This window comes from Streptomyces sp. NPDC007157 (assembly GCF_040634235.1).
Taxonomy (GTDB): Bacteria; Actinomycetota; Actinomycetes; order Streptomycetales; family Streptomycetaceae; genus Streptomyces.
The window spans coordinates 345336-371846 of record NZ_JBEYFE010000008.1 but is presented as its reverse complement, the minus strand read 5'-3'; the positions used below and the strand labels follow the sequence as shown (position 1 = coordinate 371846).

Genomic DNA, 26511 nt, shown 5'->3' with positions numbered 1-26511 from the left:
GCAGGTCGACCAGGTCGTACCAGTCGCCGGCCACGCTGAGTGCTTCGGCGGCGGGCCGGTAGCGGACGGCCGTCGGGTGCCGGCCGACCGGGCGGGGGGTGGGCAGCATGGCCTCTTGCAAGGTCAGTGCGACCTCACGGGCACGGATGAGTTCGGTGACGTCCTCCACCCGGTGCAGCAGCAGCGTCACCCGCCCGTCAGCTCCGAACACGGGAATGTTGGTCATGTTCAAATACCGCTCGTGCCAGACCCCGGGCTGGTCGGGATCCTCCATGTCGAAGCGCTGCAGCGCCACGATGCTGCGCTCACCGGTGGCCGCCGCCCGGCGCAGTGACGCCAGAACCCTGAGCAGGAGAGGCTCGGCGGGGTCCTTTTCGGGGCGGTCCTCGGGCAGGAAACGACCGACCACTTGTTCGCGGGGCAGGCCCCGCAGGCGCAGGAACTCCGCGTTGGCGTCCGCGAAGACCAGCTGCGGAGTCACCAGCGCCGCCGCCCCGGGAAGAGCCTGGAACACTGCCGCGTAGTCGACCGCCGGTTCTGCCATGATTTTCCCGCTCACCGCGCCGCTTTCCGTCTTCTCACGATACGAGCAGGGAGTCGCAGCTCGCACCATGAGGTCACAGCGTTCGCACGCCCCGGCACGCTTCGTGTACGGATCCCGCCTGGTGAAGGCCTCCCCTGCGCTCCCGGCCTGCCAGTCCGCCGGTGATCACGACGATCCGGCGGGCCACTGTGTCGGTGAGGCCCTGGTCCATGAGCCGGAATCCAGTTCTTGCAGCAGGCCCGGGACTTCGACGCCGTCCACTCGGTGTACTCAACGTGTGGGAGCAACTGCTCGCCGAGCACGGCTTCGGAGATGTGCGCGCCGAAATGCCGGCCGCGCCGCCCGGCCGGCGCATCGTCGGAACGCTGATCGTTTCCGCGCGAGCCTGAACCAAGGCCCCGGACATGTACGTCCGGTCGGGGCCGACCCATGCCGTGATCGCCAGCACTTCGGCCGAGCAACGGCCGAGCTAACGATCTTCAGAAACATCGAAGCCCCCTTCATCGAGAGGGGCTGACGGTCCGCCGCAGGTGAAAACGTTCCTGCGCGGGTAGGCGATGGTAGGGCGGGTGGGACTCGAACCCACGGCCGACGGATTATGAGTCCTTCGAGGATCTTGGCGACCCTTGCCGATCAACGTCGATCCATGACGTTTTTGCAGGTCAGACCCATCGACCATAGTCGGCTGAGTACGGCCTTCGTCAGTCAGTGCCTGTCCTTGTGGCCCCTGTTCGGCCCCTGAGCGTTTTTGACGAACGCCATGAGTCGGCGCCAGTCGGCGTCCGCCCAGCGTGACGAGCGGGCCGGAACCGATGCGCAGCGGATTACCCTTCCAGCGCGCAAAGGTTCCGGTCCGAGTCGCCGGACCGGAATCTCACAATCAGCGTGCAGAGCACCGCCAGACAGCGTGAAGAGACACTCCCCTACATGGGCACCCTCGCGGACGCAGGCCTCATCCGTGGTACAGCACGCGGACGACGTACGCGTCGGCCGGAAGTGCGTCGAGGTAGTCGTTGAAGTAGCGGCGCCGCTCGTCGTTCGCGACGTCCAGCCAGCGTCCATCCAGGGTCAGCAGGGCGTTCGAGGGCAAGACGTCGTCCACAGCGTGGCGTACCAGGGCGTCGAGGTCGTCTCCCAGGTTGGCGACCGGGTCGTCGCCGACGAGGTCCTCCAGTTCCGGGTTGTCCAGGAGTGCCGCGATGGCTGGCTGCGTGCGGAAGTCCTCCAGTGCCTGGGCACGCGGGTAGTTCTCAGGGTTGGCGATGTGCCGGGCCCAGAATTCACTCGCGGAGCGGACGGGCGGGTAGGCCTTGGCAAAGCCCTGCCACGCTTCGAAGGCTCGGCGTGCTTCGGCGGCCGCCTGCTCACGCGGGGTTTCGAGGTCCAGCAGCGCGCGTGGCCCGCCGTCGCACAGCGAAGGCGGAACGTCGCGCGGCTCTCCGGACAGGGTTTCGGCACCCCGGACGAGGCGCGGGTCGTCCTCGTGCCCCGGGACGACCAGGAACTCGCAGCCCCGGCCGTCGATCTGCCAGTAGTCCCACCAGGTCTCGACATCCGGGCCGCCGACTCCGGCGTCACGGTTGTAGTCGAACGGCGCCATCGCCGCGGTGATGGCCTGGACGACGTCCCCCGGGTCGCACGGGGGAAGGCACACCGTCACTCGCTCTTTCGCCATGGCCCTTTCCTCGGTCTCTCTTCACACTCATGCCATCGGCGGCGGGTCACAGGAAACGAGCCATCCGTCACAGCCCCGCTGCCATGAGCGCGTCGCGTCCCAGATCATGTACAGATCACCGACAACGCCGAGACCACCCTGAACTTACCCGCTCCGCCTCCCCCGCCCGACCTGGGCTCGGTCGGGCGCTTCGCCGCGACCGGCACTCCTCCGCGGCACACCGCCGTGCCCTCCAGCACTCGATGGCCTGCAGGCCGTCCGGGTCGCTCTTGGCGACCGGGTCGTTGTCGGCGTAGGCGTAGCCGTTGATCTGCAGCGGGTCGGACGGGTCGATGACCGGGTCGGCGGAGAGGCAGCGGCCGGTGGACTGGTCGTACTCGCGGGCGCCGAGGTGGGTGAGGCCGGTGGCCGTGTCGTCGATGCCGGTGCGCAGGTAGGAGCGCCGGTCGGGCCAGCTGGACGGCTGGCTGCCGCGCGTCTCGCCGAAGGGCTTCGAGAAGCGGCGGGTGACGGGCCGTCCACTGGCTTCGTCCACCGCGGTGGTGGCGGTGCCGAGCTGGTCGGTGAGCAGGATGCTCAGCCGATGGCCCGTCGTGCTGCCGTACTTGGCGGAACGGACCACCGTGGGCGCCCCGGAGTGGGGAGTAACCGCGCGACGCCGCGACGATGTCGCCCTTGATGTCCGCGCTCACCGGCAGGACCGCTACCCCACCGACTCCCCACACTACGAACGGCAGACCGCCGGCCATCAGCCGACTTGAGCCGCATCCGCAGCACGTACTTGCAGGCAGTCTCAGGTGCCTCGGGGCCCCTCGGACAACTGCTGGCGAAGAACGGAACCGGCTCAGAGGTCAGCCGCAACAGCACCACTCCGTCAGGCCGTTGCACTCTCCAGCGGATGACGAACGGGGGCAGCCGAACTACTCAAGCGTGCCCTGAGGCGACATCGCCTCCAAGCTTCCACATCTCATAGTTCCCACATTCCGCCGTGATCTCGGCCGTCGACTGAGCCGCAGTGACGAAGTCGTCGACCACCGGCGAGGTGTGCGATGCCGCCACCGCGAGGCACACCTGGTCGGGCGCCAGATCCGGGATGGGCACATAGACGACGTCCGGATGCGAGTAGAACACGGACGCCGAACGGGCCAGGAAGGAGATGCCCCGGCCGGCCGCGACGTGCTCGAGCGTCTCGTCCACCCCGCGCACCGGGTACCCGGCATTGGGGAGCGGACGCTTGGTGGGCTGCGTGCTCGGGTCACCGTGCCAGACCAGCGTTTCGCCGGCCAGGTCGGCCTCGGTGACCTCCTCCTTGCCGGCCAACCGGTGTCCGGCGGGCAGCACCGCCACCCGCGGCTCGGTGTACAGCGGGGTGACGCGCAGGCCTGCCTCGTCGATGGGCAGCCGCACATAGCCGATGTCGATGCGGCCGTCGAGCAGCATCGCAGCCTGGTCGTCCCCTTCGATCCGCCGCACGTCCACGACCACGTCCGGGTGCCGGTCCTCGAACGCACGGGCCGCCGGGATGACTGCAATGCCGGCCCGGAAACCGACCATCAGCCGCCGCTTGCCGCCGGCGGCCGCGGACACCCGGCGGCGGACCGCGTGGGTTGAGGCGAGCAGCGGACCGGCGTCGGCCAGCAGTTGCCGGCCCGCATCTGTCAGCTCCACGCCGTGGCGATCCCTGGTGAACAGCGAGGCGCCGAGATCCTGCTCGAGCGCGCGGATCTGCCGGCTGAGCACCGGCTGTGCGATGTGAAGCTCATCGGCGGCGCGGCCGAAATGCAGCCGGTCGGCCACGGCGACGAAGTAACGCAGTTTGCGCAGGTCCAGATCCACTAGAACCCCCAGCCCGGTGATACCTCCAGGGTATCACTACGCCTTCAATAGGTCTTGGACATCCATTCGGACCCGATGACAGCATGAAAAACAGGCGCTCAAGGGCGTCGAAGTAAATTCGGCACAAGAATTCGACACTGGAATTCGACAGCAGGGCCAAAGCCCGGAAAGCAGGAACACCGATGAGCAGCATCAGCATTATCGGACTGGGAAACATGGCCCGCGCTCTGGCCGGCCGGGCGCTCGCCGGCGGTAACGCCGTCGAGATCATCGGCCGTGACCAGGCCAAGGCCAAGGAATGGGCCGCCACGCTCGGCGGTGCCACGGTCGGGACGGCCGGGGCCGCGCCGACCGGGGACATCGTTGTCCTCGCCACGCCGTACGCCGGCGCGGCGGCGGTGGTGAGGGAGTACGGGGACGCACTGCGCGACAAGATCATCGTTGACATCACCAACCCCGTGGCCCCCGACCTGCAGGGCTTCGTCGTCCCCGGCGACAGTTCCGGCGCACAGGAGATCGCCAAGGCGGCTTCTGACGACGCGCATGTCGTCAAGGCGTTCAACACCGTGTTCTCCCACGTTCTGGCGGCCGGCCCGGCCGAGGACCGCCCTCTGGACGTGTTCATCGCCGGCGACGACGCGCAGGCGAAGGCACGCGTGTCGGCGTTCGTCGAAAGCCTGGGGCTGCGCCCCTGGGACACCGGGGCACTGTTCATGGCGCGGGCACTGGAGAACGTCGGCCTGCTGGAGCTGGGCCTCATGAACCACTCCGTCAAGCACGCCAATTTCTCCCTCGGCATCACCCTTATCGGCTGAGCAAACCCCCTACCACTACCTCTCGTGCTGCATTACGCCAGTTCACTTACGGCACGAAAAGACCCTGCACCTACCCTCACAAGGACAGTCAGATGCGCGTATTCGTCGCTGGGGGGACCGGCCATTCCGGTTCGTACATCATCCCCGAACTCATCGCCGCCGGGCACGAGGTCACCGGCCTGGCCCGGTCGGACACTTCCGCGGCGGCCCTGTCCGCGCTCGGCGCGAAGGTGCGTCGCGGCGACCTTCAGGATCTCGACGGGCTCAAGGCGGCAGCCGCGGACTCCGACGGCGTCATCCACGTTGCCCACAGGCAGGATCTGCTGCCCTCCGGCGGGATGGACGCCGTGGCCGCTGCGGAGCTCCCGATCATGCTCGCGTACGGCGAGGCACTGGCGGGAACCGGAAAGCCGCTGGTCACGGCGGGGAGCATTGGCTCACCCGGGCAGCACCTGGGCCGGCCGGCCACCGAGGAGGACCCGGCCCTCCCCGCCGGCGAGGAGCACAGCGGCACCCTGCGGATCCGCAACGTCGTGGAAAGGGCCGTAGTCGACCTCGCCGAGCAGGGGGTGCGGTCTTCGGTCGTGCGGCTCGCCAACATCGCGCACGGCACGACCGACCGTGCCGGCTTCCTCCCCACGCTGATCGCGCTCGCGAAGGAGAAGGGGTTCGTCGGCTACCCCGGGGACGGCGCGAACCTGTGGAACGCCGTGCACATCCGCGATGCCGCCACCTTGTTCCGCCTGGCGCTGGAGAGGGGTCCGGCCGGCAGGTACTGGCACGCGGTCGAGGACGGGGGCATCCCGTTCCGCGACATCGCCGAGGCCATCGCCGGCCGCCTGGGTCTGCCCGCCGTGAGCGTTCCCGACGATGCCCTGATGACGCCGGGGTACTTCGGGTTCCTCACGAATATCGTCACGCAGAGCTACCCGGCATCCAACCTCATCACCCGCCGGACCCTCGGCTGGGAACCCGCCCGGCCCGGCCTGCTCGCCGATCTGGACAACGGCCATTACTTCCCCGCCGGCTGACGGCAGGAACCCGGATCGTAACGAGCCCGGCAGTCGGCAAGTTCGGCTCTTCTGAAGGACGTTGAGATTATGACGACCGTGGGATTCATCGGAAGCGGAAGCCTCGGCAGGACCCTCGCGCGACTCGCTGTCGGGGCCGGGCACCAGGTGGTGCTCAGCAACTCGCGCGGTCCCGGAACGCTCGTGGACACGGCCGCGGAACTGGGGCCGCGGGCGTCCGCGGCGACGAGCGAAGAGGCCGCAGGGGCCGGTGACATTGTCGTGGTCACGGTGCCGGTCAGCGCCTTCCCCCACGTGCCCGCCGCGCCACTGGCCGGGAAGACGGTCATCGACACCTGCAACTACGGCCCCGAGCGTGACGGGCACATCCCCGAGCTCGACGACAAGTCCCTCACCTCAAGCGAGCTGCTTCGCCAGTACGTCCCGGACGCCCTGCTCGTAAAGGCGTTCAACAACATCTTCTTCAAGCACCTGCTGTCACTCGCACGCCCGGCAGGGGCGGCCGACCGCTCCTACCTGCCGATCGCCGGTGACTCCGCATCGGCGAAGGCGGCGGTGACCGAATTCATCGACTCCATCGGCTACAGCGTGGTGGACGCGGGAACGCTGGCCGACAGCTGGCGGCAGGCGACGGGCACACCGGTGTGGGGAGCACCGTACGGGCCGTACTCGAACGAGAAGGGCCGGCCGGTCGGCGAGGACGCCATCCGCGCGGCACTGGCCACCGCAACGCGGTGACCGTCCATTATCGCGGGCCGTGATGTGGTCCGGCCGTGTTCGGCGATGTGGATCCGTTCCTCCTGTGTCAGGGACCGAGACGAAGAACTGACCCGCTCAGCCAGCACCTTGGGTGCGGGCTGAGCGGGCTTCGATCTTTTCCACGGCTTGGTGCCGCTGCTCTCCCTGGCCGCAACAGGCGACGTCGCCCCCGACTGGCTCCTGGGCTTCTGCTGCGGTGCCCGACGCCTGGTCGGCGGCTACCCCGGCGCCCGCCTCCAACCCCACCTCCCGACACCCCACTCCGGCTCCTGCTCGGCACCCTCGCCACCGGCATCGGCCCGGAAACACCTTCGGCCCGACCCCGGCCGCGCCCCGGCCCCAGTACGGCGCCTGGGTCTTGGGGACGACCTCAGCGCAGTCGCCCGGACCGACAGCGGCAACCTTAAAAACCTACTCCGCCGCAGGTCAGAGGGGTTGGATCTCCCCGGAACGCTGCCGGACCCCAAACCCACGAGCAGCGGATTCAGTTCGTTCAGGCAAAGTTGACGCTCCAACACCCAAAAACAAACGTTTCCGCAGGTCAAAGACCTGCACTGGTGGGGCGGGTGGGACTCGAACCCACGGCCGACGGATTATGAGTCCGCTGCTCTAACCGGCTGAGCTACCGCCCCATAGCGGCGTGTCGCGTACAAGTGTGCGCGCCGTCTGCCGCAGCATAGCCGCTCATACGATCTCCTGCTTCGGATGGTCGGCTTCTGCGGACGTTCACGACCTTGAGGACATCGGCGCAGGCCCAGCGGTTCCCGCGGACACGGAACGGACATGAAAAAGGACCCCCGCAGGGGTCCTCGTTCAGCATGCTCCCCCGACTGGACTCGAACCAGTAACCTGCCGGTTAACAGCCGGCTGCTCTGCCAATTGAGCTACGGAGGACCGAGCTCCCCCGACTGGACTCGAACCAGTAACCTGCCGGTTAACAGCCGGCTGCTCTGCCAATTGAGCTACGGAGGAATGCCTCGTTGCATCGAACGTACCTACCTGGGTATTCGCCAGGGGGCGCCCGCTCGCTGCGACACATACATTAGCGCAAGCAGGGGGGTGCTCCGCCAATCGGTACTCCCCGAACAAGACTCCCCCCGAGGGAAGGGTGGCCGCCATGCGCTACAAGCTCACGTTCGTCGCCGGGCTCGCTCTGGGCTACGTGCTGGGTACGAGGGCCGGACGCGAGCGATACGAGCAGCTGAAGAAGTCCGCCCGCCAGGTCGCCCAGAACCCCGCGGTCCGCAACACCGCCGAGACCGCCGCCCAACAGGGCCGGGTCTACGCCGGCAAGGCATTCCACTCGGTCAGCGCAAAGGTCGGCGACCGGATGCCCGACTCGGTGGCCGCCCGGGTCCGCTCCCTGCGCGAACGCAACACGAACGGCGCGGCCGAGGACGACTGGGGCACCAGCAACACCTGACGCCCGCCTTTCGACACGCCCACCGGCACCCCCTCGGGGGTGCCGGGCTGCGACATGTGCGGCTCCGCCGCGTGGGCGCGACCAGCCCCGACGCACCCGCGCCCGAAACCCGGCCCTCACCCCAACAGCGCCCGTCGGCCAAACCACAGCGGCGCGTGCGGCAGAATTTCGTCCATGGGGATAGTCGCCGGGTTGGACAGCTCACCGGATTTCACTCGCATCGTGGTCTGCGACACCGACACGGGTGCGGTGCTCCGCCAGGGATACGCACCGCACCCGGTCGACACGCCGGACGGCGCGGCGCGCCCCAGCGACGTCGACCCGCAGGCCTGGCTGCTCTCCCTCGGCGAGGCCGCCGGCGGCGGGCTCCTGGAGGGCGTGCAGGCCATCGGTGTCTCCGCGCAGCAGAACGCGCTGATCCCGCTGGACGCCCAGGGCAACACCGTGCGCCCGGCGATCGTCGGCGGCGACCGGCGCGCCCAGGTCGCGGCGGCGGATCTCATCGACGCGCTCGGCGGCCGGGAGGCCTGGGCGCAGGCGGTGGGGTGCGTGCCGCAGGCCGCGCAGCCGGTGACCAAGCTGCGCTGGCTGGCGAAGGCCGAGCCGGAGAACGCGCGGCGGACCGCCGCACTGCTGCAGGCCCATGACTGGCTGGTGTGGCAGTTGCTCGGGCGGCCGGTCCGAAGGACCACCGACCGCGGGGGTGCCTCCGGGACCGGGTACTGGTCGGCCGCCTCCGGCGGCTACCGGACCGACCTCGTCGAACTCGCCCTGGGCCATCAGGCCATGCTGCCCGACGTGATCGGCCCCTCGGACGCCGCCGGTACGACTCCGGAGGGGCTGCTGATCTCCGCGGGCACCGGCGAGACCATGGCCGCCGCCTTCGGGCTGGGGCTGGGCTTCGGGGACGCCGTGGTGTCCCTGGGCGCGTCCGGGTCCGTGATGGCCGTGCACCCGGAGGCGCTCGCCGACACCTCCGGGATGATCACCTCGCTCGCCGACGCCACCGGGATGCACCTGCCGGTCGTGACCACCCTGAACGCCGTACGGACCCTGCGCGGGACCGCCGAGCTGCTCGGGCTTTCGGACCTGGAGAGCCTCTCCGACCTGGCGATGAAGTCGACGCCGGGCTCGCACGGGCTGGTCATGCTGCCGTACCTGGAGGGCGAGCGGACGCCGAACCTGCCGCACACCGCCGGGACGCTGGCCGGGCTGCGCCGGGAGTCCATGAAGGCCGAGCACCTCGCGCGGGCCGCCTTCGAGGGCATGCTGTGCGGGCTCGCCGACGCGCTGGACGTGCTGCGCGGCCGGGGTGTGGAGGTGCGGCGGATCTTCCTGCTGGGGAAGGCCGCCGAGCTGTCGGCCGTACAAGCGGCGGCGCCGATGCTGTTCGGCGCGCAGGTCGTCGTACCGCAGCCGGCGGACTACGCGGCGATCGGGGCGGCCCGGCAGGCGGCCTGGGCGCTCGGGGTCTCGCAGGGGACCCTGGATCCGCGTACCCCGCCCGTCTGGCAGGGTGCGGCGGCTCAGGTGCTGGATCCCGGGGACGAGCTGGCCGTCGGGCAGGCGGTGCGGCAGCAGTTCGTCTCGGTGCGGGAGCAGACCCACCCGGGGGCGTTCCGGTCGTAAACACCGCGAAGCGCACGCCCGTGTACGTCCGCGTACGTCCGCTGTCGGGTTAATCGGTTGAGGTAACGCGGGTGGAGTGTCGGACGATAGGGGCCTAGGGCAAGCGATCCCGCCTTTCGGGCAAGCGACCCCGCCCCCACCGCCGACTCCGAGAGACGTAGCGTGCTCATACGACTTCTGCGGACCTATCTCAGGCCCTACAGGAAACCCATCTCCATCCTGGTGCTGCTGCAGCTCCTGCAGACCTGCGCCACCCTCTACCTGCCCACGCTCAACGCACACATCATCGACAACGGCGTCGTGAAGGGTGACACGGATTACATCCTGTCCTTCGGCGCCCTGATGATCGGCATCTCGCTCGCACAGGTGGTGTGCAACATCGGTGCGGTGTACTACGGCGCCCGGACCGCGTCGGCGCTCGGCCGTGATGTGCGGGCCGCCGTCTTCGACCGGGTGCAGTCCTTCTCCTCACGTGAGGTGGGTCACTTCGGAGCACCCTCCCTCATCACCCGTACGACCAACGACGTACAGCAGGTCCAGATGCTGGTCCTGATGACGTTCACGCTGATGGTGTCGGCGCCCATCATGTGTGTCGGCGGCATCGTGCTCGCCCTCGGCCTGGACGTTCCGCTGTCCGGGGTACTGGTCGCCGTCGTCCCGGTGCTGGCCGTCTCGGTCGCCCTGATCGTGCGCCGGCTGCGGCCGTTGTTCCGGGCCATGCAGGTGCGCCTCGACACGGTGAACCGGGTGCTGCGCGAGCAGATCACCGGCAACCGGGTGATCCGCGCGTTCGTCCGCGACGAGTACGAGCAGGGCCGGTTCGGGAAGGCCAACAAGGACCTGACCGAGATGCAGCTGGCCACCGGCAACATGCTCGCGCTGATGTTCCCCATCGTCATGACGACGGTGAACGTCTCCTCGATCGCGGTGGTGTGGTTCGGCGCCCACCGCATCGACAGCGGTGACATGGCGATCGGCGATCTGACGGCGTTCCTCGCCTACCTGATGCAGATCGTGATGTCCGTGATGATGGCCACCTTCATGTTCATGATGGTGCCGCGTGCGGAGGTCTGCGCCGAGCGCATCGAGGAGGTCCTGGACACCGAGTCCAGCGTCGTGCCGCCGATCGCGCCGGTCGTCGAGCTGCGCCGGCACGGGCACCTGGAGATCCGGGGCGCGGGCTTCCGCTATCCGGGTGCCGAGGAGCCGGTGCTCAAGGCCGTCGACCTGGTGGCCCGGCCCGGCGAGGTGACCGCCGTGATCGGCTCCACCGGCAGCGGCAAGTCCACCCTGCTCGGCCTGGTGCCGCGGCTCTTCGACGCGACGGACGGTCAGGTCCTCGTGGACGGGGAGGACGTCTCGGGTCTCGATCCCAAGCTGCTCGCCAAGACGGTCGGGCTGGTGCCGCAGAAGCCGTACCTGTTCGCCGGGACGGTCGCGACCAACCTGCGGTACGGCAACCCGGACGCCACCGACGAGGAGCTGTGGCACGCGCTGGAGGTGGCGCAGGCCAAGGGCTTCGTGGAGAAGCTGGAGGGCGGACTGAACGCGCCCATCGCCCAGGGCGGCACCAACGTCTCGGGCGGCCAGCGGCAGCGTCTGGCCATCGCCCGCACGCTGGTGCAGCGCCCGGAGATCTACCTCTTCGACGACTCCTTCTCCGCCCTCGACTACGCGACCGACGCGGCCCTGCGTGCCGCGCTCGCCCAGGAGACGGCCGAGGCGACCGTCGTCATCGTCGCCCAGCGGGTGGCGACCATCAGGGACGCCGACCGGATCGTCGTCCTCGACGAGGGACGGGTCGTCGGCACCGGCCGTCACCACGAACTCATGGCCGGCAACGAGACCTACCGGGAGATCGTGCTCTCCCAGCTGACGGAAGCGGAGGCCGCCTGATGGCCGGGCCCATGGGACGCATGATGGCCGGGGGCGGCCCCGACCAGCGCTCGATGGACTTCAAGAACTCGGGCAAACGGCTTCTCGCCCGGTTCAAACCCGAACAGTTCACCCTCTATGTGCTGCTGTTCTGCGTGGTCGCGAGCGTCACCCTCAACGTGGTCGGCCCCAAGATCCTCGGCCGCGCCACCGACCTGGTCTTCGCCGGTGTCATCGGCAAGCGGATGCCGGCCGGGGCCACCAAGGACCAGGTCCTGCAGGGCATGCACGAGCGCGGCCAGGACACCGTCGCCGACATGCTCAAGGGCACCGACTTCACCCCGGGCAAGGGCATCGACTTCGGTCAGGTCGGCGACGTCCTGCTGTTCGCGCTCTGCACCTACGTCGTCGCCGGCCTGCTGATGGCGGTGGCGACCCGGCTGGTCAACCGGTCCGTCAACCGCACGATGTACCGGCTGCGCGAGGACGTCCAGGGGAAGCTGTCCCGGCTCCCGCTGTCGTACTTCGACAAGCGGCAGCGCGGCGAGGTGCTCTCCCGGGCGACCAACGACATCGACAACATCGGCCAGACGCTCCAGCAGTCGATGGGCCAGCTCATCAACTCGCTGCTCACCATCATCGGTGTGCTCGCGGTGATGTTCTGGGTGTCCTGGATCCTGGCGCTGGTGGCCCTGGCCACCGTGCCGCTGTCGTTCCTGATCGCCACCCGCATCGGCAAGCGCTCGCAGCCGCACTTCGTGCAGCAGTGGCGCACCACCGGCAAGCTCAACGCCCATGTCGAGGAGATGTACACCGGGCACACCCTGGTGAAGGTCTTCGGCCGGCAGCACGAGTCGGCGCAGCAGTTCGCCGAGCAGAACGACGCGCTGTACGAGGCCGGGTTCAAGGCGCAGTTCAACAGCGGTGTGATGCAGCCGCTGATGATGTTCGTGTCGAACCTGAACTACGTGCTGGTGGCGGTCGTCGGCGGGCTGCGGGTGGCCTCCGGCGCGCTGTCGATCGGTGACGTGCAGGCGTTCATCCAGTACTCCCGGCAGTTCTCGATGCCGCTGACCCAGGTCGCCTCGATGGCCAACCTGGTGCAGTCGGGTGTCGCCTCGGCCGAGCGGATCTTCGAACTCCTCGACGCGGAGGAGCAGGAGGCCGACCCGGTACCGGGCGTGCGTCCGGCGGAGCTGCGCGGGCGGGTGGCCCTGGAGCACGTGTCGTTCCGGTACGACCCGGAGAAGCCGCTCATCGAGGACCTCTCGCTGACGGTGGAACCGGGCCACACGGTGGCGATCGTCGGCCCGACCGGCGCCGGCAAGACCACCCTGGTGAACCTGCTGATGCGGTTCTACGACGTCTCCGGCGGCCGGATCACCCTCGACGGCGTCGACATCACCCGGATGTCCCGGGACGAACTGCGGGCCGGCATCGGCATGGTGCTCCAGGACACCTGGCTGTTCGGCGGCTCCATCGCGGAGAACATCGCCTACGGCGCCTCCCGCGAGGTCACCCGGGGCGAGATCGAGGAGGCGGCTCGGGCGGCCCACGCCGACCGGTTCGTCCGCACCCTCCCCGAGGGCTACGACACCGTGATCGACGACGAGGGCACGGGCGTCAGCGCGGGTGAGAAGCAGCTCATCACCATCGCGCGGGCGTTCCTGTCCGACCCGACGATCCTGGTCCTCGACGAGGCGACGTCCTCGGTCGACACCCGCACCGAGGTGCTGATCCAGAAGGCTATGGCCAAGCTGGCCCACGGCCGTACGTCGTTCGTCATCGCCCACCGGCTGTCGACGATCCGCGACGCCGACACCATCCTGGTGATGGAGAACGGCTCGATCGTCGAACAGGGCGCGCACGCCGACCTGCTGGCGGCGGACGGGGCGTACGCGCGGCTGTACAAGGCGCAGTTCGCGCAGGCGGTGGCCGAGGTGGACTGAGCAGGTACGGCACCCTGCGGGCGCGGGCGGGGGTTTCACTCGCCCGCGCTTGCGGGGTGCCGCTGCGCCCACCCGTGCCGCCCCGGGCGGCCCGCAGGCCCGCACCCGGCGTCAGTCCAGGTAACCCCTCAGCTGGTCCGCAAAAGCGTGATCCCGCAGCTTGTTCAAGGTCTTGGACTCGATCTGCCGGATCCGTTCCCGTGTCACGCCGAAGATGCGCCCTATCTCCTCCAGCGTCCGCGGGCGCCCGTCGGCCAGGCCGTACCGCAGTTGTACGACCTTCCGCTCCCGCTCCCCCAGCGTCGACAGCACCGCCTCCAGGTGCTCGCGCAGCAGCAGGAACGCCGCCGACTCCACGGGGCTCGCCGCGTCGCCGTCCTCGATGAGGTCACCGAGGGCCACGTCGTCCTCCTCGCCGACCGGGGCGTGCAGGGAGACCGGTTCCTGGGCGAGGCGGAGCACCTCGCCGACCCGCTCGGGCGCGAGGTCGAGGTGGGCGGCGACCTCGTCGGGCGTCGGCTCGTAGCCCCGTTCCTGGAGCATCCGGCGCTGGACGCGCACCACCCGGTTGATGAGTTCCACGACATGCACCGGGACGCGGATGGTGCGGGCCTGGTCGGCCAGGGCGCGGGACATGGCCTGACGGATCCACCAGGTCGCGTACGTCGAGAACTTGTAGCCGCGGGCGTAGTCGAACTTCTCGACGGCGCGGATCAGGCCCAGGTTTCCCTCCTGGACGAGGTCCAGCATGGTCAGGCCGCGGCCGACGTACCGCTTGGCCACCGACACGACCAGCCGCAGATTGGCCTCGATGAGGCGGCGCTTGGCCATCCGGCCCATGACGACCAGCCGGTCGAGGTCGAGGGCCAGCTCACTGTCGAGGTCCGGGGCGCCGCCCAGCTTCTCCTCGGCGAACAGGCCGGCCTCGACGCGGCGGGCGAGTTCGACCTCCTCGGCGGCGGTGAGCAGCGGGATACGGCCGATCTCGCGCAGGTACTGGCGGAACAGGTCGGAGGAGGGGCTGCCGTTGTCGACGCGGGCGACGGCGGCCGGCTCGGGTTCCGGCTCGGTCTCGGGCTCGGTCTCCGGGGCGTCGGCAGCGAGTTCCGCCACGGCCGGGCCCTCGGCGTCCGCCGGAAGCTCGGTCTCCGTCTCGGGGTGGAGCGCGACCCGGCTCTGCGGTGGTACTCCGGCGTAGACGTCGGCATCGGCCTCCGGTTCGTCCGTGAGCGCGCTGTCGGTCTGGGTCAGGGTCTGGGTCTGCACGGGGGCGACCTCCAGGATGATCGCTGCCAGGGGGTACGGCAGCGGTACTTCGGGGACGGAGACGACGGCCTCGCCGCTGTCCGTCCCGTACGCGATGAGTGGAACGGCGGGGGTGTGGGACCCGTCAGGGACGGGCCGGCCGCGCTCCGAGGACTCAGGCACCGCCCCCCAGTGTGGAGTAAGACACATCGCCGCCACGAGGGGCGTGCGGTGACTTTTTGCGTCCGGTCCGTGACCGCGTGGTTATCCTGTCGGCCGCTCGAAGCTCACAGGGCGGCGACGCCGCGCTCGCGCAGCGCCTGCCCGTACTGCTGGAGCACCCACAACTCGTTCTGCACAGCGGCGAGTTGGGCCGGGTCGCCACCGCTGCTGAGGCGGGTGAGGGTGATCTGGATCTCGTGGATACGACGGTCCACGGCCCGGCGGCGGACGGTCACGAGTTGCTCGCCCGCGTAGTTCTCGTCGACCGTGCGGCGCATGATCGCCTCGACGGCGAGCTCCGTGACCATCGCGCGCACCGTGTCGTCGGGGGCCGACTCACGCACCCGGACCAGGTACTCCTGCGGATCCTGCACGCCCCACTCGGAGCCGCCCGCCTCCATGATGGTCTGGCGTACGGCCGCGTACGGGGCGGCGGTGAACTCGTCGATGCCGTACGCGTCGAACGCCGGGGAGACCAGCTCGGGCCGCTGGAGGGCGAGTTTCAGCAGTTCGCGCTCGGTGGCGTAGACCGCGTTGCGCAGATTGAGGGCGGGTCCCGAGACGGCCGGGCGTGGGGCGCCGGTGTCGTACGACGGCTGCTGCGGGCCGCGCGCCGGGGAGGGGCCCCTGCCGCCCTTGTCCCGTGCCCAACGGGCCAGCTGGGCCACCCGCTTGACCACGAACTGGGTGTCGAGGATGCCGAGCATGCCGGCCAGTTCGACGGCGACCTCGTGCTGGGCGCCGCTGTTCTTGATCCGGGCGACGATCGGCGCGGCCTCGTCCAGGGCGGCCGCGCGGCCCGCCGGGGTGTCCAGGTCGTAGCGGGCCACGATCTGGCGGAGCGCGAACTCGAAGAGCGGGGTGCGGGGTTCGGCCAGGTCGGCGACCGCCTCGTCGCCCTTGGCGAGACGCAGCTCGCAGGGGTCCATGCCGTCCGGCGCGATCGCGATGTACGTCTCGGCGGCGAACTTCTGGTCGTCCTCGAAGGCGCGCAGGGCGGCCTTCTGGCCGGCCGCGTCGCCGTCGAAGGTGAAGATCACCCGGGCGCTGCCGTTGTCCATCAGCAGCCGGCGGAGGATCTTGATGTGCTCGCCGCCGAAGGCCGTGCCGCAGGTGGCGATCGCGGTCGTCACCCCGGCCAGGTGGCAGGCCATGACGTCCGTGTAACCCTCGACCACGACCGCCCGGCTGGCCTTGGCGATGCTCTGCTTGGCGAGGTCGATGCCGTACAGGACCTGGGACTTCTTGTAGATCGCGGTGTCGGGCGTGTTGAGGTACTTGGGGCCGTTGTCCGCCTCGTACAGCTTGCGGGCGCCGAAGCCGACGACCTCGCCGCCGATGTCCCGGATCGGCCACATCAGCCGCCCCCGGAACCGGTCGATGGGCCCGCGCCGCCCCTCCTGCGACAGCCCCGACAGCAGCAGCTCCTTGTCGGTGAAGCCCTGGCCGCGCAGATAGCGGGTGAGGTGGTCCCAGCCCTGGGGGCTGTAGCCGACGCCGAAGTGGACGGCGGCGGCCTGGTCGAAGCCGCGCTCGGCGAGGAAGACCCGGCCGGTCTCGGCCTCGGGGCTGGTGGCGAGCTGTTCCGCGTACCAGACGGCGGCGATCTTGTGCGCCTCGACCAGCCGGATCCGCTCACCGCGCTGGTGGGAGGGGTTGTACCCGCCCTCCTCGTACCGCAGGGTGATGCCGGCCAGCCCGGCCAGCCGCTCGACCGACTCCGAGAAGGAGAGGTGGTCGACCTTCATCACGAACGTGATGGTGTCGCCGCCCTCCTGGCAGCCGAAGCAGTGGAAGAGTCCCTTGCTCGGGCTGACCTGGAAGGACGGCGACTTCTCGTCGTGGAACGGGCAGAGCCCCTTGAGGTTCCCGCCGCCCGCGTTGCGCAGCTGGAGGTACTCGGACACAACGGCGTCGATCGGGACCGCGTCCCGTACCGCCTTCACGTCCTCGTCATTGATCCGTCCTGCCACGCATGAATTCTACGGTCACCGCAGTGCCCCGAAGGGGCGCGGGGAACTGCGCGACCGGCCCCCGCCCACCCGCACCCGCGCAAACGCAGCGGAACGCAGACGGCTAGGCGAGCGATTCCAGCGGCACATGCGGATCCGCCAAGGCATCCGTGTCCACCACGGCCCCCGAAGTGATCAGCTTCTGGATCGGCTCTGTGACATCCCACACATTCACGTTCATCCCGGCCAGCACCCGCCCCTCCTTCAGCCAGAACGCGATGAACTCCCGCTTCCCCGCGTCCCCCCGGATGACGACCTCGTCGTACGACCCGGCCGGCGCCCAGCCGCTGTACTCCATCCCGAGGTCGTACTGGTCGGAGAAGAAGTACGGCACCCGGTCGTAGGTCACGTCCCGGCCCAGCATCGAGCGTGCCGCCGCCGGACCGCCGTTCAGCGCGTTGGCCCAGTGCTCCACCCGCAGCCGGGTACCGAACAGGCCGTGCGGGAAGGAGGCCACGTCACCGGCCGCGTAGATGTCGGGGTCGGACGTCCGCAGCCGTTCGTCGACGACGATGCCGCCGCCGTGCGCCCGGTCGGCGATCTCCAGCCCCGCCGCCTCGGCGAGCCCGATCCGCGGCGCCGCGCCGATCGCCGCGAGGACGTCGTGCGCCGGGTGCTCCTCGCCGTCGTCGGTGCGGGCGGCGAGCACCATGCCGTCCTGTCCGACGATCTCGGTGAGCCGTACGCCGAAGCGGAACCGGACCCCGTGCTCCTGGTGCAACTGGGCGAAGACATTGCCCAGCTCGGGCCCGAGCACGCCGTGCAGCGGGGTCGGCCCGTGCTCGATGACGGTGACCTCGGCGCCGTACGTCCGGGCCGCCGCCGCGACCTCCAGGCCGATCCAGCCGGCGCCCGCGATGACGAGGTGCCCGTTGTCCCGGCCGAGGGCGGCGAGGACGCCCTTGAGGCGCTCCGCGTGCGCGAGGCGGCGCAGGTGGTGGACGCCGGCCAGGTCGGTGCCGGGGATGTCGAGGCGGCGGGGCTCGGCGCCGGTGACGAGCAGCAGCTTGTCGTAGCGGACGAGCGTGCCGTCGTCGCCGAAGCGGACGGTCCTGGCGGCGCGGTCGATCCGGTCCACGGTCTGGCCGAGATGCAGCTCGATGTCGTTCCGCGCGTACCAGGCGGGCTCGTACACGAAGACGCTGTCGCGCTCCTCCTTGCCGAGCAGGTAGCCCTTGGAGAGCGGCGGCCGCTCGTACGGGTGGTCGCGCTCGTCGCAGATCAGTATCACCCTGCCGGTGAAGCCCTCGGCTCGGAGCGTCTCGGCCGCCTTGGCGCCGGCGAGTCCGCCACCGACGATGACGAATGTCTGGTCCGCGTCGACCACTTGATGCCTCCTCATAAGGGTGCCGCCACATATGCCGCCCACATGCGCCGCACTGTGAGCCTCCCGCACGCAGCGTGATGCGGGAAGAGGGAGTGCCACCCGCTGACACGATCATGACTCGATCAGGCCACAGGGAGTCACAGAGGGTCACAAAATGTTCACTTGCGCCCCGTCAGCCTCGCATGCAACGACCGCGCGGAGGCGTCGGTGAGCGAGGCGATGTGATCGACGATCACGCGTTTGCGGGCGTGGTCGTCGCCCGCCGTGTCGAACAGCGCCCGGAACTGCGGGTCGAGACCGTCCGGAGCCCGGCGGGTCAGCGCCTCGGCCAGTTCGGCGACGACGACCCGCTGTTCGGCACGGATCCGCTCCTGTTCGGCACGTTGCATGACGTAACGGTGGGCGATCGCCTTCAACACCGCACACTCCATCCGGGCCTCGCGCGGTACGACGAGTTCGGCGCCGTAGCGGGTGAGCCGGCCGGTGCCGTACCTCTCACGGGTGGCGGCCTCCGCGGCCAGGCAGAAGCGGCCGATGAGCTGGCTGGTGGCGTCCTTGAGGCGGGCCTGGGCGACCGCGGTGCCGTCGTAGCCGTGCGGCCACCACTCCTCGTCCTGGAGGCGGTCGAGGGCGGCGGCGAGTTCGGCGGGATCGGTGCCGGCCGGCACGTATCTGCCGACGGCGACCGCGTACACCTCCTGCCGTTCCGGTTCGGCGTGCAGGCAGTTGGGGTCGATGTGGCCGGCGTGCAGGCCGTCCTCGACGTCGTGCACGGAGTAGGCGACGTCGTCGGACCAGTCCATGACCTGCGCCTCGAAGCAGGTGCGGGTGCCGGGGGCCTCCTTGCGGACCCAGTCGAAGACCGGGCGGTCGTCCTCGTACACGCCGAACTTCGGGGACGCCGGGTCGGTGGGGTGCGCGCCGCGCGGCCACGGGTACTTGGTGGCCGCGTCCAGGGCGGCGCGGGTGAGGTTGAGGCCGACGGAGCCCTCCGGGGTGAACCGTTTGGGTTCGATCCGGGTGAGCAGGCGTAGGGACTGGGCGTTGCCCTCGAAACCGCCGCAGTCGTCGGCGAACGTGTTCAGCGCCTGTTCGCCGTTGTGACCGAAGGGCGGGTGGCCGAGGTCGTGCGAGAGACAGGCGGCCTCGACGAGGTCGGGGTCGCAGCCGAGGGCGGCGCCCAGTTCCCGGCCGACCTGGGCGCATTCGAGGGAGTGGGTGAGGCGGGTACGAGGGCTGGCGTCCCACATCTGGCTGGGGTTACCGGGGGTGACGACCTGGGTCTTGCCGGCGAGCCTGCGGAGCGCGGCGCTGTGCAGGACGCGGGCGCGGTCGCGCTGGAAGGCGGTGCGGCCGGGGCGTTTGTCGGGTTCGGGGGCCCAGCGGTCGGCTGATGCCTGGTCGTAGGCCGGGGTGGGTGCGGGTGCGGGTACTGCCATGGTTCGACAGTACGGGGCGATAGTGACAAACGGGTGTTTGGTACGCCTGCTGCTCTGCCAAGTCGCGTTGTCGGGCGGGTGCGGGCGGGGGGGGGTGGGGGCTGGTCGCGCCGTCCCCCGCGCCCTGGAGGGGCGCGTTGCAGGGCCGCACCGTCCTCACGAGCCCCCCTTCAGGCGGCCGCGGCAGCCTGCGTCCCCAGTGCCCGCCGGTAACGGTGGAGAACCAGCTCGGCCATCGAGACGTGGGCTCCCAGAGGGGCCGCCGCCACCCATGGCGCCTGTGCCGCGCACTGCGTCGAGAAGCGGCCCGGGGCCGTGAAGTAGGAGGCAACGGCGATGCGGTGGCGGCCCCTTGCCCGCAGAGCGGTGATCGCCTCCTGGACCGTCGGAGCCGCCGCCGAGGCGTAGGCCGGGAGGACCGGGACACCCAGGCGGGCCGCGAGGAGCCGAGCCATCCGGTTGGTGTCGACCTTGGAGTCGGGGTCGCGGGAGCCGGCCGCCGCCAGGACCACGGCACTCGCGGACCGGGGGCGCCAGCCCGCCTCCAGCAGCCGGGCGCGCAGGGTGTCCGCCAGGAGGGGGTGCGGGCCCAGTGGGGCGGCGACACGGGTGCGGGCCGGGGAGGCCGCGGCCGTCTCCGGGATGTCCTGCCTGACGTGGTACCCGCGGCTCAGCAGCAGCGGGACCAGGACGGCCGGAGTGTCGCCGAGTGCCGCGAGGGTGTCCTGGAGCGGCGGTTCGTTCAGCTCGAGGTGACCGAGGTGCACGCGGAGACCTGGACGCAGCGCGCGTACCCGGTCCATGAGCGCCCGCACGGTGGTGAGCGCGCGCGGATCGCGGCTGCCGTGGGCCACCAGGACCAGGGCGGGCGGGCCGGGGCGCGGAGGAAGGTCGGACACGGTCATGGAGGGATCCTCGCCGGGCGGGATTGCACCCCCGTTGCCTGACCGTCACGAGAGTTTTCGTACGCTTCACGGCACGAATCCGGCCGCTGTGAGCGAACCGGAACGCCTCGGCACGCGTCCTCCAAGGTCGGAGCCGCCAGGGGGAGGCCACGGGGAGACCGTGGAGAGGTCGAGGGGGAACAACCGTATGAAGATCCGCCGACCGCGTCTGCCGCGCACCCGTACCGGCAGACGGCGCCTGGTGCAGGGCGTGATGGCAGGCTGCGTGCTGGCGTTGCTGCCGGCCACCTGGTTGTACGTGTCGACGGCCGACCGGCTGTACACGGTGGCGGACGTACCCCGCACCGACGTCGCGGTCGTCTTCGGCGCGGGCCTGTGGGACGGCGAGCCGTCGCCGTACCTCGCCCACCGCCTGGACGCGGCGGCGACGCTGTACCGGGAGGGCCGTGTCAAGGTCGTCCTGGTGACCGGGGACAACAGCAGGAAGGACTACGACGAGCCGGACGCCATGCGCACGTACCTCTCCCGGCACGGGGTACCCGGCAAGCGCGTCGTCAGTGACTACGCCGGCTTCGACACCTGGGACTCCTGCGTCCGCGCGAAGAAGATCTTCGGCGTGGACCGGGCGGTACTGATCAGCCAGGGCTTCCACATCCGGCGCGCGGTGGCGCTGTGCGAGGCGGCGGGGGTGACGTCGTACGGCGTCGGGGTCGAGGACAAGCACGACGCGACCTGGTACTACGGCGGGTCGCGGGAGGTCCTCGCGGCCGGCAAGGCGGCCCTGGACGTGGTCTTCGAGCCGAACCCCCAGTTCCTCGGCAAGAGGGAACCGGGGGTCTCCAAGGCCTTGGCCGCGGCGGCCCGTCAGGCCCGCCGGACCGGTTGAGCCCGCCGGACCGGCTGGGCCCGTCAGGTCGTTACGCCGGTCGGACGGGCGAGGCTCACCGACCGGTCAGGAGCACTGGGCGGTGTCGGCGTACGCGGCCACGGCCGAAGTCGCCGCCGTGGCCACGGCCGAGGTCGTCGCCGAAGTCGCCATGGCCGTCGTCGGCGCGGTCGTCGCCGTGGGCGCGGCTGTGTCCGAGGGCGTCGCCGGGTGGCGTGGGCGGCCACCGGCGGTGCGCGGGTGGGACGTGGGTGTCCCGGCCCGGATGTCGGCGGCGCGGCCGAGGTGTTCGAGGGCGCCGTCGGGGGTCCAGCGGCCCAGCGCGCCGGTGCGGAGCATGGCGCGGCCCTCGCCGAGGAACGGATCGGGTGCGTACCGCCCGGCGTTCCGCGTGCTGTCGCCGAGGTGACCCGCCGGGACGCAGTCGCCGCCCGCCCACACCTCGCCGCTCTCGCCGACGGGCAGCGGCCGGCGGTCCGCGTCGAGGACGTACACCGTGGTGTTGGGGACGGGGTGGCCGCCGGCCGGCCGCCCGGCGGCCGGGTCGTGGCGGGCCATGGTGGTGACGACGGCCGCCTCGGCCGGACCCCGGCAGTCGAAGAGGGCGGCGTGTCGCGACCAGAGATCCGCGAGCGGGCGCGGCGGGCCGGGCTCCCCGGCGACGGCGACCGTGCGCAGGCGCGGGCAGCCGGCCGGGTCGATGCCGGACAGCACGGCCGGGGTGGCGATCAGGACGGTCGCGGTGCGGGCCGCGGCGGTGGGGTCCGCGCCGCGGATGACCAGGGTGGCGCCGCGGGTGAGACAGCCGAGGATCTCCCAGGCGGCCAGGCCGGAGGCGAGGTCGAGGAGTTGGGCCACTCGGTCGCCGGGGCGGATGCCGAGGCCGCCGGGTTCGGTGAGCAGGAGGTTGGTGACGTTGCGGTGGGTGACCTTCACGGCTTCGGCGCGGCCGGCGGCGAAGAGGACATGGCAGCCGTCGTCGGGGTGCGGGAGCACGATCGGGGTGCCCCGCTGGTACGGCACTGGGTCGTCGAGGGCGATCAGCCGATGGCCGTCGGGGAGCGGGATGCGCGGGGCGTGTTCCTTCTGGGTGAGGATCACCCGGGTGCGGGCGGTGCGCACGACGTGGCGGAGCCGGTCCGGGGACGTGCGGCCGATGTCCTGGGGGACGTAGGCGGCGCCCGCCTTGAGGACGGCGAGCAGGCCGACCAGTGTCGGGATGGAACGGCGGGCGAACAGGCCGACATGGTCGCCGGGGCGGACGCCCTCGCGGACCAGGTGGGCGGCGAGGGCACCGGCGTAGCGGTCGAGTTCGCCGTAGGTGAGGGTCGCGCCGTGGTGTTCGGCGGCGACGGCGTGGGGGTGGGCGATCGCGTGCCGTTCGACGGCACGGTGGACGAGCGGTTCGTGGACGGGTGCGCCGGCGCCGCGGCCGTACTGCCAGAAGAGGTGCTGGTCGCGGGGGGTGAGGTGACGCAGAGGCATGGCTCGGAGACCTCCTGGCTGCATGCGTGTACGTGGGGGGAGGCCGGGTCCGGGTGCGGCGGGGGCCCGGACCGGGCCGTGGAGCGGAACAACGAAATGCCGAACGTCGTACGAGGTGGTGCGTGGAGCGTGGAGCTTCACGAACAGGTGCACGACTGTAGTCCGGCCCCTTGAAGTCTCAACGGTGGCCGCTCGGCCAACCCCGGCACGGAACAAGCCACATGGGCCGTACGAGGTGCGCCCGGGCCGCGGCTACGACGCGGTCGGGCCGGGCAGCCCGCGGGCCGGCCAGTCACCGCCCTCGATACGACGGCCGTCCGCCCGCAGTTCCGCGGCGACGGCGGCCCCCGCGAGGTACACCCAGGCCCGGACGGTGGCCCCGTCCCGCCGTCGTACGACGTCCCGCTCCACCCGCACGTACAGACTGTCCGGGTCCCCCGGCACGTACTCCTCCAACTCGTCGAGTTCCAGGAGGAGTCGGTCGTACGACTCCGGGCGGGCGGTGACCAGTTCGCCGCTCAGTTCCCCGCCGGGCTCCTCGACCGCGTAGGGGTAGCCGGGCCCGTCGTACAGCACCGCGCCCAGCAGGCGTCCCGGTTCCTCGGCCCGCGTCCGACCCCGCAGGAACAGGTCGTGGTTGGGCTCGCCGGGGCGGAGCGTGCCGTAGACGAAGAAGGGGAGGTGGCGGCGGTTCCGGGTGGTCACAGAAAGGATTCTCCACCCCCTTCACCTCCACACACATCTCCATGGAGGCGCTATGGACATGGATTGTCATGGCCTCTTAAATCGCTCTCGTCATCAGCGCCACCCCCACGCCTCTGAGGCGCATCTCCAAGGAGATCGATGAGCCGGACACGGAGCACCCGAGTTTCCCGTCTCGCCACGGCCGGAGTCGCCGCCACCACCGCGACCCTGCTGGCCGCCACGCTGTCCCCCGCCGCCCACGCCGACGCGAGACCGACCCGGGCCACCGCGATCGAGAACGCGGCGCAGGCGCTCGTCCAGTACGCCGGCACCCTCGGACTCACCACCACCGAGGGCACCAAGGTCCGCGACGTGATCGTCGACAAGAACGGCGCCCAGCACGTCCGTTACGACCGCACCTACCGCCAACTCCCGGTACTGGGCGGCGACTTCGTCGTCCACCTGAAGGCGGACGGCGCCTACCGCGGTGCCGACCGGGCGACCCAGAGCAAGATATCCCTCGCCTCGATCGTCCCGGACATATCCGCCCCGAGGGCCGCCGACCTCGCGGTGAACGCGCTGCGGGCGGCCAACCTCGGCGACGCGCTGAAGCAGGTGAAGGCCAGGCCGGAGCTGGTCGTCGACGCGCTGCACGGCACCCCGAAGCTGGCCTGGCGCACCAACGCGGTCGGCAAGGACTCGCTCGGCAACCCGGTCGCCCGCACGGTGCTGACGGACGCCCGCACCGGCGCCCAGATCGACGCCTGGGACAGCATCGAGACGGCGACGGGCGACGGCAAGTCGCTGTACAGCGGCACGGTTCCACTGGAGACGACGCAGTCCGGGTCGACGTACAACCTCACCGACCCGACGCGCGGCAACACGTACACGGGCGACGCGGCCAACAAGACGGACCTGTGCATCTTCGGCGTCTGCATCGTCCGGGCGCCGTCGACGGTGTTCACGGACGCCGACAACCACTGGGGCACCGGGGCGACTTCGGACCGTTCCTCGGCGGCCGTCGACGCCCAGTACGGCACCAACGAGACCTGGGACTACTACAAGAACGTCCACGGCCGTAACGGCATCGCGGGCGACGGCAAGGGCTCGTACAACCGCGTCCACTACGGCAACAGCTACAACAACGCCTTCTGGGACGACAGCTGCTTCTGCATGACGTACGGCGACGGTGACGGGACCACCTTCGGCCCGCTGGTGGCGCTGGACGTGGCGGGCCACGAGATGACCCACGGCGTCACCTCCAAGACCGCGGCGCTGACGTACTCGGGCGAGTCCGGCGGCCTGAACGAGGCGACCTCGGACATCCTCGGCACGCTGGTGGAGTGGTACGCGAACAGCCCCTCCGACCCCGGCGACTACCTGATCGGCGAGGAGATCGTCCGCTCCGGCTTCGGCAAGGCGGCGCTGCGGTTCATGGACCAGCCGTCGAAGGACGGGAGTTCGGCGGACTACTGGAGTTCGTCGGTGGGGAACCTGGACGTGCACTACTCGTCGGGCGTCGCCAACCACTTCGCCTACTTGCTGGCGGAAGGCAGCGGCGCCAAGACCATCAACGGCGTGAGCTACAACTCCCCGACGTACAACGGCTCGACGGTGACGGGGATCGGGAGGGACAAGCTGGGGGCCATCTGGTACCGCGCCCTGACGGTCTACATGACGTCCTCGACGAACTACGCGGGCGCGCGGACGGCGACCCTGAACGCCGCGAAGGACCTGTACGGGGCGGGCAGCACCGAGTACAACGCGGTGGCCGCGGCCTGGAGCGCGGTGAACGTGAACTGACCCGCCCGCGCGGGCGGGTGACGGCGGCCGCTCCGGTGAACGAACCGGGGCGGCCGTCGCACACACCCCGGACAAAGGGGTACGGCGCAATTCAAGAAAGCACGGAATCCGGGAATACCGAGCACTTCCTGAGTGGATCCGATGGCGATGATGTGCAGTTTCGGTGACCGCTTTCGGAATTCCCGAACTCCGTTGCCCGAAGGACCACTTGCGGCAATTCCCCGAGTGGACTAACTAGATAAATCATGAACTTGTTCAGCCGCCCCCACACGTCCCGCCGCACCCCCACGCTCCCCCCACGCCCGACGGCGGCGCCGGCCTCCCCCACCTCGGCTCCCGTCCTCCTCGACCCCGCCCTCGCCGCCCTCTCCGGCGAATGGATCATCGACCCCGCCCACAGCAGAATCGGTTTCTCGGTCCGGCACGCGATGGTCACGACGGTCCGCGGAGCCTTCACCGAGTACAAGAGCCGCCTCTACTTCGACGGCCGCGACCCGTCCCGCTCCCAGGCGGAACTGATCATCTCCACGCCGAGCGTCGACACGGGCGTGGAACAACGCGACGCCCATCTGATCGGCCGTGACTTCCTGGACGCGGCGGCCTACCCCCGCATGCGCTTCGCCAGCACGGCGGTCCGCCTCAAGTCCCCCGACGTCTACGTCATGGCCGGCGACCTCACCATCAAGAACACGACGCGCCCGGTCGACCTTGAACTCACCTACATAGGCAACGTCACGGACCCCTTCGGCTACCAGCGCGTCGGCTTCGACGGCACGACCACCATCAACCGCATGGACTGGGGCCTGTCGTACAACTCCCGCCTGGCGGAGGGCGGCGCGATGGTGAGCGAGACGGTGCGGCTGCAGTTCGACATCGCGGCGATCCGGACGCCGCCGGAGGGCAGCTGACGTCGAGTTCCTTCGAGGCCGGCCGCGCGGCAGGGTGCCCGGGCCCCCCCCCGCCCCCC

The 26511-nt window shown here is 70.4% G+C and carries 21 protein-coding genes, 3 tRNA genes and 1 pseudogene; 11 read left to right on the top strand and 14 right to left on the bottom strand.

Annotated features, from left to right (window positions below; all coding sequences use genetic code 11):
* The 4 genes from ABZ642_RS18105 to ABZ642_RS18090 form a co-directional block, all read right to left on the bottom strand.
* Positions 1-544 (bottom strand): PAS domain-containing protein (locus tag ABZ642_RS18105; RefSeq protein ID WP_360484327.1); only part of this gene is annotated, 544 nt, incomplete at its 3' end.
* Between the two features lie 952 nt (positions 545-1496).
* Positions 1497-2219, bottom strand: a complete 723-nt coding sequence (locus ABZ642_RS18100) for a hypothetical protein (RefSeq protein ID WP_360484324.1) — start codon at positions 2217-2219, stop codon at positions 1497-1499.
* Positions 2220-2334: 115 nt separating this feature from the next.
* Positions 2335-2841, bottom strand: coding sequence for an RHS repeat-associated core domain-containing protein (locus ABZ642_RS18095; RefSeq protein ID WP_360484321.1), 507 nt, complete (start codon positions 2839-2841; stop codon positions 2335-2337).
* Between the two features lie 302 nt (positions 2842-3143).
* On the bottom strand, positions 3144-4055 hold the full coding sequence (locus ABZ642_RS18090) for a LysR substrate-binding domain-containing protein (RefSeq protein ID WP_360484318.1): 912 nt from the start codon (positions 4053-4055) through the stop codon (positions 3144-3146).
* A 182-nt stretch (positions 4056-4237) separates the two neighbouring features.
* On the opposite strand from ABZ642_RS18090, the gene ABZ642_RS18085 reads away from it, so the two are divergent.
* The 4 genes and pseudogenes from ABZ642_RS18085 to ABZ642_RS18070 form a co-directional block, all read left to right on the top strand.
* Positions 4238-4870, top strand: coding sequence for an NAD(P)-binding domain-containing protein (locus tag ABZ642_RS18085; protein WP_360484315.1), 633 nt, complete (start codon positions 4238-4240; stop codon positions 4868-4870).
* 92 nt (positions 4871-4962) lie between these two features.
* Positions 4963-5901 carry an SDR family oxidoreductase gene (locus tag ABZ642_RS18080; RefSeq protein WP_360484312.1) on the top strand — a complete coding sequence of 313 codons (939 nt, stop codon included), beginning with the start codon at positions 4963-4965 and terminating at the stop codon, positions 5899-5901.
* Positions 5902-5979: 78 nt separating this feature from the next.
* Entirely contained in the window at positions 5980-6639 is a 660-nt protein-coding gene (locus tag ABZ642_RS18075; protein ID WP_360484388.1) for an NAD(P)-binding domain-containing protein, read from the top strand.
* 156 nt (positions 6640-6795) lie between these two features.
* Positions 6796-6959, top strand: a pseudogene (locus tag ABZ642_RS18070) (sulfite exporter TauE/SafE family protein); the annotation flags it as partial.
* A gap of 256 nt (positions 6960-7215) precedes the next feature.
* On the opposite strand, the gene ABZ642_RS18065 reads toward ABZ642_RS18070, so the two are convergent.
* The 3 genes from ABZ642_RS18065 to ABZ642_RS18055 all read right to left on the bottom strand — a co-directional run bounded on the left by ABZ642_RS18065 (position 7216) and on the right by ABZ642_RS18055 (position 7632).
* Positions 7216-7292, bottom strand: a tRNA-Ile gene (locus tag ABZ642_RS18065).
* Positions 7293-7481: 189 nt separating this feature from the next.
* A tRNA-Asn gene (locus ABZ642_RS18060) sits at positions 7482-7554 on the bottom strand.
* Between the two features lie 5 nt (positions 7555-7559).
* Positions 7560-7632 (bottom strand) — tRNA-Asn (locus ABZ642_RS18055).
* A 145-nt stretch (positions 7633-7777) separates the two neighbouring features.
* On the opposite strand from ABZ642_RS18055, the gene ABZ642_RS18050 reads away from it, so the two are divergent.
* The 4 genes from ABZ642_RS18050 (at position 7778) to ABZ642_RS18035 (ending at position 13536) form a co-directional block, all read left to right on the top strand.
* Entirely contained in the window at positions 7778-8083 is a 306-nt protein-coding gene (locus tag ABZ642_RS18050; RefSeq protein ID WP_360484310.1) for a YtxH domain-containing protein, read from the top strand.
* Positions 8084-8257: 174 nt separating this feature from the next.
* Complete coding sequence (locus ABZ642_RS18045; protein ID WP_360484308.1) at positions 8258-9712, top strand: FGGY family carbohydrate kinase; 1455 nt, start codon at positions 8258-8260, stop codon at positions 9710-9712.
* A 162-nt stretch (positions 9713-9874) separates the two neighbouring features.
* Positions 9875-11608: an ABC transporter ATP-binding protein gene (locus ABZ642_RS18040; RefSeq protein ID WP_360484305.1), complete on the top strand. Its 1734-nt coding sequence runs from the start codon at positions 9875-9877 to the stop codon at positions 11606-11608.
* Positions 11608-13536, top strand: coding sequence for an ABC transporter ATP-binding protein (locus tag ABZ642_RS18035; RefSeq protein ID WP_360484302.1), 1929 nt, complete (start codon positions 11608-11610; stop codon positions 13534-13536). Before ABZ642_RS18040 ends, ABZ642_RS18035 begins: the two co-directional genes overlap by 1 nt.
* Positions 13537-13647: 111 nt before the next feature.
* Here the strand turns inward: ABZ642_RS18035 and ABZ642_RS18030 are convergent, their stop codons facing one another.
* The 5 genes from ABZ642_RS18030 to ABZ642_RS18010 form a co-directional block, all read right to left on the bottom strand.
* Positions 13648-14964, bottom strand: a complete 1317-nt coding sequence (locus ABZ642_RS18030) for an RNA polymerase sigma factor (protein ID WP_360484299.1) — start codon at positions 14962-14964, stop codon at positions 13648-13650.
* Positions 14965-15068: 104 nt separating this feature from the next.
* Entirely contained in the window at positions 15069-16976 is a 1908-nt protein-coding gene (gene dnaG, locus ABZ642_RS18025; protein ID WP_360484296.1) for a DNA primase, read from the bottom strand.
* A 103-nt stretch (positions 16977-17079) separates the two neighbouring features.
* The gene (locus ABZ642_RS18020; protein WP_360484294.1) at positions 17080-18342 is read right to left on the bottom strand and encodes an FAD-dependent oxidoreductase; all 1263 of its coding nucleotides are present in this window, start codon (positions 18340-18342) and stop codon (positions 17080-17082) included.
* Positions 18343-18500: 158 nt separating this feature from the next.
* The gene (locus ABZ642_RS18015) at positions 18501-19781 is read right to left on the bottom strand and encodes a deoxyguanosinetriphosphate triphosphohydrolase (protein WP_360484292.1); all 1281 of its coding nucleotides are present in this window, start codon (positions 19779-19781) and stop codon (positions 18501-18503) included.
* 170 nt (positions 19782-19951) lie between these two features.
* Positions 19952-20686, bottom strand: a complete 735-nt coding sequence (locus tag ABZ642_RS18010) for a sirohydrochlorin chelatase (RefSeq protein WP_360484290.1) — start codon at positions 20684-20686, stop codon at positions 19952-19954.
* A gap of 187 nt (positions 20687-20873) precedes the next feature.
* Here ABZ642_RS18010 and ABZ642_RS18005 point away from each other — a divergent pair, with 187 nt between their 5' ends.
* The gene (locus ABZ642_RS18005) at positions 20874-21572 is read left to right on the top strand and encodes an ElyC/SanA/YdcF family protein (protein WP_360484287.1); all 699 of its coding nucleotides are present in this window, start codon (positions 20874-20876) and stop codon (positions 21570-21572) included.
* Positions 21573-21638: 66 nt separating this feature from the next.
* Here ABZ642_RS18005 and ABZ642_RS18000 read toward each other — a convergent pair whose 3' ends face one another.
* Together ABZ642_RS18000 and ABZ642_RS17995 are read right to left on the bottom strand one after the other, a co-directional pair.
* A complete protein-coding gene (locus ABZ642_RS18000; RefSeq protein ID WP_360484284.1) occupies positions 21639-23057 on the bottom strand; it encodes an AMP-binding protein in 1419 nt (472 codons plus the stop codon).
* Positions 23058-23309: 252 nt separating this feature from the next.
* Positions 23310-23762, bottom strand: a complete 453-nt coding sequence (locus ABZ642_RS17995; RefSeq protein WP_360484281.1) for a gamma-glutamylcyclotransferase family protein — start codon at positions 23760-23762, stop codon at positions 23310-23312.
* Positions 23763-23900: 138 nt separating this feature from the next.
* On the opposite strand from ABZ642_RS17995, the gene ABZ642_RS17990 reads away from it, so the two are divergent.
* Both ABZ642_RS17990 and ABZ642_RS17985 read left to right on the top strand, forming a co-directional pair.
* Positions 23901-25544, top strand: coding sequence for a M4 family metallopeptidase (locus tag ABZ642_RS17990; protein WP_360484278.1), 1644 nt, complete (start codon positions 23901-23903; stop codon positions 25542-25544).
* Positions 25545-25789: 245 nt separating this feature from the next.
* The gene (locus ABZ642_RS17985) at positions 25790-26452 is read left to right on the top strand and encodes a YceI family protein (RefSeq protein ID WP_360484275.1); all 663 of its coding nucleotides are present in this window, start codon (positions 25790-25792) and stop codon (positions 26450-26452) included.
* Positions 26453-26511 lie beyond the last annotated feature (59 nt).